Source organism: Metallosphaera sedula DSM 5348 (assembly GCF_000016605.1).
In the GTDB taxonomy this organism is placed as follows: domain Archaea; phylum Thermoproteota; class Thermoprotei_A; order Sulfolobales; family Sulfolobaceae; genus Metallosphaera; species Metallosphaera sedula.
Map to the genome: position 1 here is coordinate 2,002,678 of NC_009440.1, position 15,063 is coordinate 2,017,740.

Below are 15,063 nucleotides of genomic sequence, written 5' to 3' on the forward strand. Positions count from 1 at the left end.
CTGTAGTTAGAACAATAAACATGGTCCACTATCAACAGACCAACTTCATGGGAAGGCTTCACGGGGGCGATATGCTGAAGTTCCTGGCAGATGCGGGCATGCTAGCATCCATGAAGGTGAGCAAGGGCCTAACCGTACTGGCCTCCCTAGATCAGGTTCTCTTCAAGAAGGGGGCAAACCTAGGGGACATAGTCTTCGTGGACGCTCGAGTTCTATACGTAGGTAATTCATCCATGGAGGTGGAAATGAGGGCATCTAGAGGATCTGAGGTTATAGTAACCGCCAGTGGAACTTACGTTAAGGTTAACCAGGACTTCAGGCCTGTCCCAGTGGGCGAGAAGGTGATGGGTGAGACGGAGGAAGAAAGAGAGGCAATTGAGCTTGCCATACAAAGGAGAAACGACAAGATTCAGAAAATCAGAAACAAGAAAGAAATTGCCTGTTCTGAGGACCCAACCAATTTTTTGAGGTATAGGCTGAGTAACACTATCTTCGTCGGCCCAAACATGACCTATGACGGAAGGGTGATGTCGGCTGGAATGCTCCTCAAGGCCATGGATGACCTAGGAGGGACACTGGCGTTAAGATATAACGGCATAGAAAACTACAGACCGGATCAGGACGGAGTTGTCACTGTTGCGGTATCCGACATTTTCTTCTATTCCCCCATAAGGCTAGGGGATATAGTGGAAATGAACGCGGGGATAACATACGTAGGCAAGACGTCCATAGACCTCCTGATAAATGTGAACAGGTTAGATGAAACCACACAAGAGTGTAAACACGTGACAACGGCATACTTCACGTATGTGAGGGTAGATCCTCAAGGAAATAAGAAGGAAATGCCCAGATACGTTCCACAGACGCCACATGAAATAGAGCTGTGGAACGAATCAGTTAGAAGAAGGGGAAGATAACCTCCTGGTAATGAAGCTGTACAAGGTAACTGCAGATAGTGCAAAGGAGTAGAAGGCCACCAGGTAGTCCAGGTTTAGGTCACTTCCTAGAAAGCTGACCGTCGCGCTTCCGCCTATATTAGCCACGTCCTCGACCGCGTTAAATACTCCTATGATGGATCCCCTGTTCCTCTTCAAGTTCCTGAACATGAATGAGAAGAATGAGGTTCCGAACAAGGGATAGAATGAACCAAAGGTCACAAAGAGTGGTATGGTTGCTTCACTTGATCTGATCCCAAGTTTCAGAATTAGTGATATGCCTAACACTAGCATGGCACGCCCCATGATTGAGAGATGCATCAGGAAGGCCTCCCTCCCAGGGGACCATTTACCTGCCACGTAATATATGCCCTCGTCAAGCAAATATAACACGAAATAGCTCACATAAATGTAGGACCCAGGATTTCCCATGAGGTAATTGAAGGGAACAAAGGTTGTGAAGAATATCTCGGCACCGAAGTTAAAGGCCGTGAATGACGTTAAAGCCCCTGTTAACTCCCTTATGCTCCTTAGTCTAGAGGGTTTATCTATGTTGATTTTACCGTGGGCACCTCTCAAGGACATAACCGTAAGAGGAATGGATGCAACACACACTAAGAGAGGAAAGAGAAATGAGCTCACAGCGATAGCTGAAATGCTTCCCACGGCATTTCCCAACAAAGTTAATTGAGACAGCCTCGAATTCATCTTAGGAATCTCCTCAAAGCTGTAATTTTCTAGAAGAAGGAGAGAATAAAGTGGCGAGTTCAGGGCCGACGCGAACCCCGTGATGGTATAGCCAAGCAGACTCTCCTCTAGTTTCCCTCCCAAAAGTAAAGCCGAGATGGCCAAAGACACAGGGAGTAAAATCCCGTACTCGAACCTTCTCTCCGTTTTGTCCAATAGATCCCCCCAGAAATAGGAACCAATAGCGTTACTCAGATTGTACAGCGTCGTCGCTAATCCCAGCAGAAAAATAGACTTGGTCTGAGAATACAGGGTTACTGGGTACCATATTCCCATATAAGTCGTGGCCGTGATTAGCAACGGTTGCGAAAGAAACCTTCTCATTATGAACCCTTATCGTAAATGGAAGCCCTTTAAATCAGACTACTTATCTTTAATGCCATGAACCTGTTAGCGTTTGCTGTTGTTATAGTCACCTACGCACTAATAGCAACTAGGGGAGTTTCTGGAATACCCCCTTGGGCCTCCATGTTTTTCGGGGGTGTAATGATGATAGTGACGGGTGTTATTACTCCTCAGGAGGGATTTGCGTCTATCAACCTTGACGTCGTCCTTTTCCTCATTACCCTCTTCACCTTCGCCTCTGCCCTGGAGGTTTCAGACTTTCTAAAATACTTAGGATTTTATATTGTAAATAAGTTCAAGACGCCCTCTAGAACTCTTTTTGGGGTGTTGCTCTTCTCCGGTTTGCTGTCAAATCTGGTGACCAATGACGGTGTCTCGGCTAGCTGGACGCCAGTAATACTTGAAAGCAGTAAGAAACTTGGAGTGGATGAGAAACCATTCCTGTACGCGCTAGCATTTGGAGTTACAATTGGAAGCGTAATGCTCCCCACCGGAAACCCACAAAATCTTCTAATAGCCCTAGATGCCGGTCTGAAGAATCCCTTCATCGAGTTTGCGATGATCTTGGTACTGCCCACGCTGATCAACCTTGTCCTATCGTACCCCATTTTACTCCTACTATTTAGGAAGGAACTTAAGAGTGACGGAGAGATTGGCCATTTTCAGGAAAAAATAGAGGACCCTGTCACTGCCTACACATCTCTGGCTCTACTGGGTATTACTGTAGTTTTATTTTTCTCACTTAGTTTTCTCGGAATAGACATAGTCCTAGGTTCCCTTACCACTTCGTCTATCCTTATCCTAGTCTCCAAAAGGAGGAGAGAAATCATTAGGAGGATGGATTGGTCTACCATTTTGTTCTTCATAGGATTGTTCATGTTTACAGAGGGCATGATAAAGGGTGGGGTCCTGAGTGCCATAGTCCGCTATCTTCCATCCCCGTCGTCCGTCTTTACCATTATGCTGGTAAGCGTTCTGGTTAGCCAATTGCTTAGCAACGTACCCCTGGTCGCAATATACATCCCTGTGATGATTTCCTCTGGTGCCACGTCTCCGCTGGATTGGCTCGCCCTAGCCGCAGGTAGCACAATAGCTGGCAACTTCACGTTAATAGGAGCAGCTAGTAATGTGATAATCTCAGAGTCTTCAGAAAGTAGGGGAGGAAAAGGATTTGGATTTATAGAGTTTATTAAAAACTCTGTTCCTCTGTTGATAGTAAATTTTCTAGTTCTCTACCTATTTCTTAGGCTGTAGGGCCCTGGATACCGCTATAAGCTGCATCTCATTTGTTCCTTCTGCAATCTCCATAATCTTAGCGTCCCTATATAGCCTCTCAACCTTCGAGCCTCTGTTTAGCCCATGTCCTCCAAATATATGTAAGGCAGTCCTACTAACTTCAGCTGCGGTTATAGCAGCCATATACTTGGCCATACTGGCCTCAGTTAACGCCTCTATTCCCTTGTCGAGCATGTAGGCTGCCCTCATGGTCAGTAGCCTTGATGCCTCAACCTTTACTAGTGCATCTGCTAGGTTAAAGGATATCCACTCCTGTTCAAGGAGAGATTTTCCAAATTGTTTTCTCGATGCAGCCCTGTTAACTGCATCTTCTAAAGCCCCCCTGGCTATACCCACAGCTATACCGGCATAACCGTTTCTGCTTACCATCAATGCCTTTATTGCCCCCCTGAAGGCGTCTCCTTCCTTGCCTATAATTGAGTCCTTTGGAACCCTAGCGTTGTTAAACTTCACGTAGGACACTCCAGCTCCCCTGATCCCCATAAGGTCTAGTTTGTGAACCTCTATCCCAGGGGTCTTTGTGTCCACAAGTAGCATTGAGATGCCCTGCCTATCTCCCGGATTACCGCTTGTCCTTGCCAGAACTACCATCTTCGTGGAAAACGATGCCCCACTCGTGAAGATTTTCTCCCCATTAATGACTAGCTCGTTTCCTTCTAACTTCGCTGTCGTCTGAAGCGCACCAAGATCAGATCCAGCGCCAGGCTCTGTAAGTGCTACAGCGTAAATTTCCTTTCCCTTAACCCCTTCCTCTATCCACGTCTTGGCTGAGTCCCCTCCAACTGAGACTAGAAGCTGAAGGGCATTCAGCTGGGTATGAAGGCTGTGTGACGCTCCGCCACTCTCCGCACCCAGTTCCTCCGTGGCAATGGCGAAGGCTACCTCACCTAGCCCCAGGCCACCATATTGGGGTGGAATCTTCATTCCTAGAAGTCCCATTTCTCCAAAGTCCTTTACTATCTTCTCTCCTCCTTCGTTCTTTTCATCCATAGCCTTGGCGTACTCCCTAACAACTTTCTGGGCGTAGTCCCTCACTTTCTCCTTGTACTCAAGTTGTTCCTTTGTTAACTCGAACATGGCTATCAGTCTCTGAAAGGTATAAATGATATTAAACTTTACCTTAACCTCTAGTGCAAATTATCTACAAAATCTGATCCACGTAATAAGAGGCCATGAGCTCTCTCAGCAAGCGTGGGATTGAAAGAGGGCTGATAGGGACTTCCGGTGTCTATCACGATGAACTTAGAAACTTCACCTAACTTGATAGAAAAATACTCTAGCTCTTGGAGAATATTTCCTCCAAGGGAGACGTTGGCCTTACCATCCGAGATCAAGAAGACTAGGGGATTTAGCTTTCTTCTGGATCTCCTCTCCCTGTTCACGATTTGCAAGGCTAGGTACAGGGCCATGGACATGGGGGTCTTACCAGCAGGACGAACCCCGTTGACGAACTCCTCGACTTTTCTCAAGTTTCTGGTTAGGGGAACGTCATATCTGGCCTCCGATCCTGAGAAAGTTACGAGACCAACCTTGCTCCTCACTTGGTATGCCTTCTGGAGCAACTCCCTAAGTATGGCCTTTGCGACTAGAATTCGCCTGGAAAAGTCCATGGACCTGCTAGAGTCCAGGAGAAGTAGGATGGGTATCGCTCCCTGGGTCTCCAGGCTCTTCATGACTAGGTCATCTGGGTTAAGCCAGTTCCTTCGATCTAGGGCCATGTTAATCAGGGAGGAGTGAAGATCCAGATGAATCCCGCCACCCCTAAACCTGCCGGTGATGGTATCGAATATTCCACCTTTTCCGAAGCCAGTTCCAGGTGACTTCGTCTTGGGTAAATCTGGCTTTATTGAGAGGTTAATTTCTTGTTCCTGTTTTTCCTGCCTACTGCCACCTGAGGAATTGGTGTCACTCGTAGTGTTGCCTTGAACCTCTCCTTGATTCCTGGGGAGACTACTGGAGCGAGCTGAGGCACGCCTCTCGCTTACCCTGTGATGTAACACGAATTCCAGGGCTTGCTTCGCTTCCTCCTCATCCACCTCCGTCTTACCACTTAGGGCTGCGAGGGCCTTTGCTACCTTTACCGCTGCTATCATTGCCCTGGTACTGGAGGATTGAGACAGAATCTCCTCTGCCAGATATTGCATCAGCTTATCGGGAATTTTAACTGTGGGCAAGATCTCCTTTGCCTTAAGGATTTTCTCCCTGAGTTGGGCTTCCTCTTCTTGGTACTTAGAGAGAAACTCCTCTGGATTTCTCTCAAATTCCTCAACTCGCTTTGAGATCTCTATGAGCTCCTCAGGGCTCCCAGGGGACTCTGCCTCCACGGATATGGCAAATCTATCCAGTAGCTGTGGCCTTAATTCTCCCTCTTCCGGGTTCATGGTCCCGATCAGGATGAAATCTGCAGGATGAATGATGGAGATGCCTTCTCTCTCCACCACGTTAAACTTAGAGGCCGCGGCATCTAGAATTGCGTTCACCACCTCGTCGGGAAGTAAGTTCACTTCGTCTATGTATAGAATCCCCCTGTTCGCGAGGGCCAATAGACCTGGTTCAAGACCCCTTTCCCCTTCCTTTAGGACCCTCTTTATGTCGAGGGTGCCCACAACCCTGTCGAGGGTGGCACTCACAGGTAACTCGACTATCCTCATTCTTCTCCTAGCCCTGGGAAGTCTCTGGCCTTGATCTACCCTCGCCCTGCACCCGTTGCACATCCTTTCCCTATGGTCTGGATCGCAGGAAAAGGGGCAATCAGCTACCACCTCTATCTCTGGCAAGAGGTTGGCCAGAGCCCTTACAGCCGTGGACTTGGCTACTCCCTTGGGTCCCTTGATTAGCACACCTGTGATGGTTGGATCAACTGCAACGAGGAGAAGGGCTTTCTTTAATCTCTCTTGACCCACAATGGCACTGAAGGGAAAAGACCTCACTCTAGCTCTCCCTCTATCTGCGAGTAAACGTTTAACAGTTGCTTGTCAATCTCCTTTGAAGGCCTCCATATGCCCCTGTTTTTTGCCTCTATCAGCCTTCTCGTTATCTCCTCGAGGGCGTATGGATTAACCTCATTGAACCAGTTTCTCATTCGTTCATTCAACACTATCTTGGAGGCAACGTTATTGAAGATCTGATCATTTACCAGTCTAGTGGTAGCTGCCCATCCATAAAGATGCTCAACTTTCTTGAGGATCTCTGTGGCTCCCCTGTACCCAAACCTCATCTGCGAGTTAAGCCATGAGTCGTTGAGAAGCTTTCCAATGCTTACCCTCTCTATCTCCTCCCTGAACAGCCTAAGCTGAGGCCTGTTAGGATTGGAGGTATCCTCATACATCAGCTCAGGGTTCCTGCCTATCTTCTTACAAGCTAGGTAGAGCCCTCCCACGTAGCTGTAGTTACAGCTATCGTCCAGGATGTCTATCTCGTCTATCTCCCTCTTGTGGACTATCATTTCCACGTTCTCAATGGCCCTCTTCAACGAGTCTGTGGCCCTTATACCGTTCTTCCCTTTCCCGTATGCGTATCCTAACCAGTCAAGGTATACGTCCCCAAGCTCCGATTCCTGGTTCCACACCCCAGACTCTATGGCGTGGCTCACCCCAGAACCGTAAGCCCCTGGCTTAGCTGAGAACACGTGATATTTGAGGGAGTTGGCCCTTGGATAATTAAGGCTTTCTGGCTCGTTAAGGGAGGATACCAATTGCGTTGCCTCGTCCAACAGCTCCACGATGTTCATTAGGTTATCTCTCACGATACCGCTAACGTTGATTACCACGTCAATTCTAGGTCTCTGGAGTTCATCTAATGGTATTGGTTTAACTCCCTGAACCCTCTTGGTTATGGGGTTCCACACAGGTGTCACGCCCAGGGTCCTGAGAATTTGGGCCACTAGCTCTCCGTCTGATCTGAAAACGTCAGTTGACCAGAGTATGAAGCCTATTGCCCTTGGATACCTGCCGTTCTTCCTGTAGAAAGTATCTATCAGTTTCTCAGCTAACAAGGCACCCGTTTGCCAGGCCGACTGCGTTGGTATCTTCCAAAGGTCAACTGCATAGAAGTTCCTCCCAGTGGGGAGGACGTCATACCTTCCCCTGGTAATTGAGCCCGATGGACCAGGCTCCACAAATCTCCCATTTAGCGCCTCCATTAGACTTTCCCTCTCCAGGTTCACGGACTCGAGAACCTTGGTGAGGACGTAATTCTCCTTTTCGGGTAACTTAGTTTGGCCTTGAATGGCACTGATCACCATCTCCTTAGCCTTCTCCCTACCATATGTCTTTACCAAGGAATCCTCCTCGAATCTCGTCGCCGTAACAACATATTCCGCTAAGTCCTCCTCAGACGGCACATCCCCCAGTACGTGAAGTCCCTTGGAGATGGTTGAATCCTTAAAGATGTTGAGCCTGTGCTCGATCTCGTGTGTGGCCTTATCTGGATCAGTGAAGTCCACTGTCAACCCTATCTTCTCAGCGGTCTCCTTGATCTTGTTAAGTACCAGCTTCTGCCTAACCTCGTTATCCGCCCTTTCCGCCTCCTCGTATTCCTCTATCATGTCCTCTAGTTTCCTAGCTTCTTCAGGTATCTCATCGAACATGGTGGGAGGAGAGAGATGATCCACTAGAACTGCGTAACTTCTCCTCTTTGCAGTTATGCCCTCCCCAGGCACGTTCATGGAATATATGTAAAGGTGGGGTAACTCGCCCACGGAAATTTGTGGGAAGCAGGCAGGGGATAATCCCACCCCCTTACCGGGCGTAAACTCTAAGGTACCGTGAGTCCCCACATGGATTATCACATCAGCCCCAAATCCCTTAGCTATCCACCTGTAGAAGGCTAACCAGAAGTGGGGAACCGGCAGATCAGAGTTATGAACTAACCTGATCGCGTTCTCCTCGTCCTGCCACGTAACCCTCTTTGGTTGAACCCCCACAAACACGTTGCCGAAAACGAGACCAGGTATGATGAACTTCTCGCCGTCAAACATGTATTCCCTGGTTCCAGGCTTCAGCTCTCCCCAGGTTTCAATCACCCTCTTTCTGGCCTCTTCAGGGAGGGTACTGAATAATTCCATGTAGTCTTTGTAGCTAAGGGTTCCAGCTGTGCCAGCCCTGAGGATATCCTCGAGGGAGTTCCACCTAGTTTCTGGAAAGGCCCTGCTCAATATGATTTGCTTGACCAAATCCTCCCCACTAGAGGGAAGATCCTTCACGGTATATCCACGTCTCTTCAGGAGGTGCATGATCTCAACGGTCGTCTGTAGCGTATCCAATCCCGTGGCAGTGCCTATGTTTGCCTCCAGGTCCTTGTATGCTGAGGCGCTATGGAGGATGATGGCAATTCTTTTCTCGCTGTTAGGTTTATACCTGAGGTCTATCCATCTCCTTACCCTGGAAACCAGGTACTCAACTTGATCCCTCGCAGGGCTCAAAATCCTGTAGGTGTAGTTGCCAGACTTAACAACCTTTATCGTTCCCACTAGGATGGGTTCTATGGTCCCGTTGAGCTCCGGCATCATGACGCTCATCATGGTTCCTATGGGATCTAGACCCTTGGAGGAGAGCCACTCGTTCTCAGTCTTGTAATAATCTATAACTCCTTGGAACACGGGAACGTTTAGCCTTTGAAGGATAGTGGAATCCCAGTTCTTGATAAGGGAAAAGGATAGAAGACTTATCACCGCGTCCACTATGGGCTTCCCATCAATCATGAAGTACCTCTGAATCGCCTCGTCATTTCCCTCTATTCCCCTATCCTTGCTCCCAAATCCTTGCACGAAAACTGGTATAGGGGTGATTCCGTGCCTCTCCAAACTTGAAATTATTGCATCAACCACGCCCAGGTCCCTGTCAGTCCAGGCTGTCCTGTAGAAGAGAATTCCCACCCTTTTCCCAGAATCACCAACCCTATCTAGAAAGTCCCTCACTTCACTGAAGGGTTCTGCGAACCTCGGGTGGTATATCCCCGAGAAGGGGAGTGGTTTAGGCTCCTGTGCGGTGATGTCAGGATACTTTAGACTAAGCAGGTAAAGAATGAGATTCTTGATGTTTACCTCTCCGCCATACGAATAGTAAGCCGATACCTTCCCAAGGGCCTCTGGAGGAGCCTTGTTGTAGTTACTTAACGCAGGATCTACGACCACCACGACCTCCTTTCTTCTCAGGATTGGGGAAAGCTTCTCCATTATTTCCTGGTAAAGCTGTTCGCTCGAGAAGTGGTGAATGAAGACCACGTCAGCGCTCTCAAGAAATCTCATGAAGTTATCGTCGATGGGATCCAGCCTGGGATATTTGATCCTTAACTCGACTCCCAGTTCCTGGGCCTTCTCCACGAAGGTTCTTATCACAGAACCGTTCCAGCCTATGAGGATGGCTAATTTCCTATCCTGGATCATTCCTGGTTAGCCTATCCATACAATACGGAAAACTTTTTATCTTTACCTGATAAGACGCTGGTAAGGGTATCTGGCCCCAGACTCCCCCGTGTAGGGTTGGGATGAAGAGGGTTTCCTGCCGTGTTGCCTATATACTTGTTACAGGTCCTTCTAAGTGTCGTGATGTTGCTTCACACTTCAATTCTGGACTTAAGGTATAGGGAAGTTGATCCCAAGATCTGGTTGATATACTCTCCACTTATAGCCTTCCTCTATTTCGATATTCACGAGGTCAACCTTTTCATCTATCTCTATTCCATTGTCGCAGTCCTCGCTGTGTTCTTCGGGTTTTACGTTATCTCATTCATGGGTGGTGCAGATCTATTCGCAATAATCATTCTGGGCCTAGCGAACGCGTCGGTGCACCCACTACTATTCAGCGGGTTATCCCAGCAGGGGATGGAACCTTTAATAGTGGTGCTATATTCATCCGTTCTAATCGTCCTGTCCGGAATAATTAATTTCGCACGTAATTTCAAATATACCAGTGGATTGCCACTTGGAACCAGGCTTGTTCTGTCCTTCACGGCAAGGAGAATCAAGGTGAAGCAATTCCTCAGGTCGAAGTTCCTCTTTCCCTTGACAGAAATCGATGAAAGCGGGTCCGAGAGCCTTAGGATGGGGTTTTCGGTTGACGAGGATGACTCGCACTGGAGAGATCTTTACGCTAAACTGGTTAGGGAGGGCAAACTGGAAGAGGAAAGATACATATGGGTTGCGTGGGGAGTACCAGTTCTTCCCTTCATCTTGCTTGGTTACCTGATAAGCCTTGTGATAGGACTACCTTTTTCATGATGTTTAATAAGGGGTGAGCTTAATCAAGTATTTGACTTGTATGTATCTAAGATTAAGATAGTTTCTGATCCCAGTAACGAGCTGGCTAAAACACTGGCCAAAAGATTAGAGGAGCTTGGATACTACGTGGTCAATGAGAATCCTGAGATCTACGTGTTCTTCTATCCCCTGGGAATTACTGTGAGAAAGATTCTAGGGTTGATAAGGGATAAGGCCACTGACCCGGTAGTCATCAGTGTGACAGATGACGGTAGTTATGTGATACCCGTCATCAAGGAACATCGTGGTGGCTCCATCCTCGGAGGCATAATTGCAGATTTGATGGGGTCTCAACTTGTTCTCACGTCACGTACCTCACAGATGGGTATTTACAGCGTAGAGGAATTCGCGTGGATGAATGGGCTTGAGATAGACCCGAAGGTGGCAGACTCGCTGAACTTCAAACTTGTTAAGAACGGGAAGCTGAGGTTCTTCGTGGAGGATAGGTTAGACCTTAAGGTGGTTGAGGGTTTCGAACCCGCGGACAGGTTAGAAAACGCTGACCTAGTCATAGGTGAAGAGTGCTCGGATCTTCCCACCTTAAGGCCCAAGAGACTGGTAATAGGGCTTGGATACTCCACAGGGGTTCCGCTTGAAGTCCTCTACTTTTCAATAGTTAGCACGATGAAATCGCTTCATGTGTATGAAAGGAGGTTGGATTTTATTGCTGTTCCTGAGATAAAGCAGGGAGATGAAAGGATCAAGAAGATAGGTAACATGCTAGGTGCGTCAATTATCTACGTTCCACTGGATCAGATTCGAGGTAGGAGTCAATCTACTCCATCCAGGGTTGCCAGGGATAGATTTGGTATTGATGGTGTATGCGAACCTTCGCTCGAGGCACTTGGAACTAGAATTGTTCTTAAAAGAACTAAAAGGGCATATGGAGTAGTTACATGCTTGGGGGTTAAATGATCAAGGTTGTGGGGATAGGAGCTGGTGGAGACACCCTTACGCTTAAGGCAGTAAAGGAGCTGAGAAGTGCTAGCGTAGTTATAGGCTACTCTAGTTACGTTGATCTAGTCAAGGATTTCCTTAATCCCGACGCTCAGATCATGGAAAGCAAGGTAGAGGAAATAGAGTTGAGGGTTGCTCAAGCTCGCGAAATGAAGGACAGGAACACCGTAGTGATCAGTTCTGGCGACCCTATGGTTTTTGGCATGGGATCTCGCCTGTATGGAGACGCTGATGAGGTGATTCCAGGGATCACCGCAATTAGCCTCGCCGCTAGCCTGCTAAAGATACCTCTTGATGATTACGCCGTGATAAATGCTAGCACATACTCAACAACTCTGGACAAAATCCTAGAGAAACTGAGGGCGACAATAGAGGCAAATTTCACAATAGGGATATACAACCTTAATCCCGTGGGAAGGAGAGGGGACGCAAAGATGATAGAGAAGGAGATTAAGGATAAGGCGAGGGGATGGAACTTCTACATAGTTCGCAACGCTATGAGGAGAGAACAACGGGTTATTCATGGAAAGGTCGAGGAGTTGAACATTGACTACGTGGATATGAACTCGCTTCTCGTGCTCAAGAGATGGTTCAGATGAGGAAAAAGATATTCAACGATGTGCTGAACGACTTCGTAGATGTGGAGAATCCCCCAAGGAGAGTGGTGAGCCTAGATCCTGCCTCCACAGAAACCCTGTTCATGATAGGGGCAGGCGATCTGGTAGTGGGAACAGATGCCTTCAGTTACAGACCTCCAGAGGCCAGAAACAGGGTAAAGCTGGGAAGCTACACCCACGTTAAGTTTGAGATTTTGGATCAACTTGAGCCGGACATAATCTTCACCACGCTAGGAGCTCAAAAGGACCTTACATCAGAGCTAGAGCGAAAAGGTTATCCAGTTTACCCCTTGAGGGTGGCTACCACGGTTGGAGAAATCCTGAATAATATCCTTCTGGTTGGCAATGCCTCTGGTCATCAGGAAAGTTCTAGGTTACTTTATCTGGACCTCTTAAACAAATTGAACAGCTTACCTCACCCCGAGGTGAGGCCTCGGGTTTACGTAGAGCTTGACCTAGGAGGTCCCATAACTCCTGGCTTCCCGTCACACATCAGCGACGGAATTTGGCTGGCCGGAGGAAAGAACGTATTTGACAGCCTAACTGATGCCTACGTGGAGCCAAGGGCAGATCAACTTAAGGAATTACAAGTAGACTTGATAATATATGAGCCCAAGAGGGAGAGACCAGAGGAATTGCAACGCTTTAGGGACTCTCTTAAAACTAGGGGACTTTCTCACATGTTAAATCTTCCGGTATACGTGAGCAGGGGAGATTTCCTAGCACATCAGGGACCTAGCTTTATTCAGGAGGTAATCCCGTGGATTAACAAGGTCATTTTTTCCTGGTTACAAACCAAGAAATAACGTACCAAAGTATCATTGCGACACCGGCCAAGACTACAACGTCTAGGAAGGTTTGAAGAATTCCCAGGGAGTAATAGAAATTACTAATTGTCCGTGCGTTAAATAGTCCATATGTAAAAGAGATATTTGAGGTTTGATTATCTAGGTTTATTATCTCGATTTCGTACCTTGACTGATTTAATTCTATGGAGACTTCCTTTTGTTGATTAAGAATTGGTTTACCAGTGGAGCTTAATAGCGAAACGTTTGCATTTCCCTTGAGAACTAGAAATATTATTGCCTGCCCACTTTGCGCGGTGAAGTTCTTGACTACGACGGATTGATCAGGACCTACTATCACATACCCCTGGTTAGATTTGTATACATTGTTTACTGAAGAATAACCTGGATAATACAATGGTAAAGAGACGTAAAGTGACGAGCCAATAACTAGAAACACCAACCCAACGACCAGTAAGTTGAGGTTCATAATTGCACATCTCTATAGTCAAGTTTATATAATCAGTTTAAACATTACCTAACCATGGCCGGTGGCCAAGAAATCCATAGAAATACTTGACACGACCCTTAGGGATGGTTCTCAAGCAGCAACTATTTCCTTCACCCTAAGGGATAAGATAAAGATAGCCCTTCTCCTAGATGAGCTAGGAGTGGACTATATAGAAGGTGGATGGCCTGGATCTAACCCTAAGGATTACGAGTTCTTCAGGGAGATTAAGAACTACCACCTTAAGCATTCAAAGATTGCAGCTTTCGGGAGCACTAGAAGGAAGGATTTAAGGCCAGAGAACGACCCGAGCCTATCTTCAATTCTAGAGGCAGACGTCAAGGTTGCGGTGCTCTTCGGTAAAACATGGACGCTTCACGTCAAGGAAATATTGAGGACCACCTTGGAAGATAATCTCTCCATAATAGCTGATAGCATCCAATTCCTGAGGGATCATGGACTGGAGGTTATATTCGATGCTGAACATTTCTATCAAGGCTTCAAGGAGGATCCAGATTATGCAATAAGGGTAGTTAATACTGCAGGTGAGGCTGGGGCAAGAGTTGTCGCCCTAGCGGATACCAACGGGGGCACGCTACCCCATGAGGTACTAGAAATAACCAGACGAGTGGCCGAAAACACTAGGGTGAAGCTTGGGGTTCACATGCACAATGATTCGGGTACAGCGGTGGCCAACTCATTGATGGGGGTAGTAGGAGGGGCTAGACACGTTCAGGGAACTATTAACGGAATTGGTGAGAGAACTGGAAATGCTGACCTAATTCAGATAATACCCAGCCTCGTTCTAAAAATGGGGTATAGGGTACTCAAGAATGAGGATGGTCTTAAGAAGCTAAAACAGGTGTCCTCCACACTCTATGAATTGGCAGGATTACATCCCAACCCCTTCCAGCCCTATGTGGGAGATAACGCATTTACCCATAAGGCAGGAGTTCACGCCGATGCGGTAATGAAGAACACCAGAGCATATGAACATATAGACCCGTCCCTACTGGGCAATCAGAGAAAGGTAGTAATCTCAGAGCTTTCTGGGACGTCAAACCTAGTGAATTACCTTGAGAAACTGGGAATCAAGGTAGAAAAGAAGGAGGAGAAATTGAAGAAGGCATTAAAGGCCATCAAGGAGATGGAGGCCCGCGGATACAGCTTTGACCTGGCACCTGAATCGGCTATGTTAGTGGCCTTCAAGGAAATGGGAATATATGAAAAGTTCTTCGACGTGCAGTACTGGAAGGTTATAAACGAGAACGGATTAGCCCTTGCCGTAGTCAAGGTTAACTCTAGAGTTGAAGCTGCTGAGGGTACGGGACCAGTTCACGCAGTGGACGTGGCGCTGAGACGGTGCCTCTCAAAGGATTTTCCTGAAATAGAGAGAGTTAAACTCACGGATTACAGGGTCGTTCTACCAGGCGAGGTAAAGAACACGGAGAGCGTAGTACGTGTGACCATCGAGTTTAACGACGGAGAAAGGTCTTGGAGGACTGAAGGTGTCTCAACTAGCGTTATAGAGGCATCGATAATGGCACTTGTGGATGGGCTGGACTATTATCTTCAACTTAATAAGAAATTAAAGCCTCTAGTTGCAAAAGAGTAG

The 15,063-nt window shown here is 47.4% G+C and carries 12 protein-coding genes; 7 read left to right on the plus strand and 5 right to left on the minus strand.

What is annotated here, in order from left to right; all coding sequences use genetic code 11:
- The first annotated feature begins 20 nt into the window (after positions 1 to 20).
- Entirely contained in the window at positions 21 to 917 is an 897-nt protein-coding gene (locus tag MSED_RS10670) for an acyl-CoA thioesterase (RefSeq protein ID WP_048060178.1), read from the plus strand.
- Here MSED_RS10670 and MSED_RS10675 read toward each other — a convergent pair.
- Positions 894 to 2,006: an MFS transporter gene (locus MSED_RS10675; protein ID WP_012022012.1), complete on the minus strand. Its 1,113-nt coding sequence runs from the start codon at positions 2,004 to 2,006 to the stop codon at positions 894 to 896. The genes MSED_RS10670 and MSED_RS10675 overlap by 24 nt on opposite strands.
- A 57-nt stretch (positions 2,007 to 2,063) precedes the next feature.
- Between MSED_RS10675 and MSED_RS10680 the strand changes: the two genes are divergently transcribed.
- A complete protein-coding gene (locus MSED_RS10680; RefSeq protein WP_012022013.1) occupies positions 2,064 to 3,281 on the plus strand; it encodes an ArsB/NhaD family transporter in 1,218 nt (405 codons plus the stop codon).
- On the opposite strand, the gene MSED_RS10685 is transcribed toward MSED_RS10680, so the two are convergent.
- From MSED_RS10685 to MSED_RS10695, 3 genes are read right to left on the minus strand one after another with little or no spacing between them, the layout of a single operon-like run.
- Positions 3,264 to 4,400, minus strand: coding sequence for an acyl-CoA dehydrogenase family protein (locus MSED_RS10685; RefSeq protein WP_012022014.1), 1,137 nt, complete (start codon positions 4,398 to 4,400; stop codon positions 3,264 to 3,266). The two genes, MSED_RS10680 and MSED_RS10685, sit on opposite strands and share 18 nt — an antisense overlap.
- Before the next feature lie 50 nt (positions 4,401 to 4,450).
- A complete protein-coding gene (locus MSED_RS10690) occupies positions 4,451 to 6,253 on the minus strand; it encodes a VWA domain-containing protein (RefSeq protein WP_012022015.1) in 1,803 nt (600 codons plus the stop codon).
- The gene (locus MSED_RS10695) at positions 6,250 to 9,708 is read right to left on the minus strand and encodes a cobaltochelatase subunit CobN (protein ID WP_012022016.1); all 3,459 of its coding nucleotides are present in this window, start codon (positions 9,706 to 9,708) and stop codon (positions 6,250 to 6,252) included. Before MSED_RS10695 ends, MSED_RS10690 begins: the two co-directional genes overlap by 4 nt.
- 120 nt (positions 9,709 to 9,828) lie before the next feature.
- Between MSED_RS10695 and MSED_RS10700 the strand changes: the two genes are divergently transcribed.
- The 4 genes from MSED_RS10700 to MSED_RS10715 are packed head-to-tail and all read left to right on the plus strand — an operon-like array spanning position 9,829 to position 12,961.
- Positions 9,829 to 10,542 carry an A24 family peptidase C-terminal domain-containing protein gene (locus MSED_RS10700; RefSeq protein WP_012022017.1) on the plus strand — a complete coding sequence of 238 codons (714 nt, stop codon included), beginning with the start codon at positions 9,829 to 9,831 and terminating at the stop codon, positions 10,540 to 10,542.
- A gap of 36 nt (positions 10,543 to 10,578) precedes the next feature.
- Positions 10,579 to 11,496, plus strand: a complete 918-nt coding sequence (locus MSED_RS10705; RefSeq protein WP_012022018.1) for a cobalamin biosynthesis protein — start codon at positions 10,579 to 10,581, stop codon at positions 11,494 to 11,496.
- Positions 11,493 to 12,137 (plus strand): SAM-dependent methyltransferase, encoded by a 645-nt coding sequence (locus MSED_RS10710; protein WP_012022019.1) that lies wholly within the window; start codon positions 11,493 to 11,495, stop codon positions 12,135 to 12,137. Before MSED_RS10705 ends, MSED_RS10710 begins: the two co-directional genes overlap by 4 nt.
- Positions 12,134 to 12,961 (plus strand): ABC transporter substrate-binding protein, encoded by an 828-nt coding sequence (locus MSED_RS10715; protein ID WP_048060371.1) that lies wholly within the window; start codon positions 12,134 to 12,136, stop codon positions 12,959 to 12,961. The genes MSED_RS10710 and MSED_RS10715 overlap by 4 nt, the downstream gene beginning before the upstream one ends.
- Here MSED_RS10715 and MSED_RS10720 read toward each other — a convergent pair.
- Positions 12,930 to 13,430, minus strand: coding sequence for a hypothetical protein (locus MSED_RS10720; RefSeq protein WP_012022021.1), 501 nt, complete (start codon positions 13,428 to 13,430; stop codon positions 12,930 to 12,932). The genes MSED_RS10715 and MSED_RS10720 overlap by 32 nt on opposite strands.
- 61 nt (positions 13,431 to 13,491) lie before the next feature.
- On the opposite strand from MSED_RS10720, the gene cimA reads away from it, so the two are divergent.
- Entirely contained in the window at positions 13,492 to 15,063 is a 1,572-nt protein-coding gene (gene cimA / locus MSED_RS10725; RefSeq protein ID WP_012022022.1) for a citramalate synthase, read from the plus strand.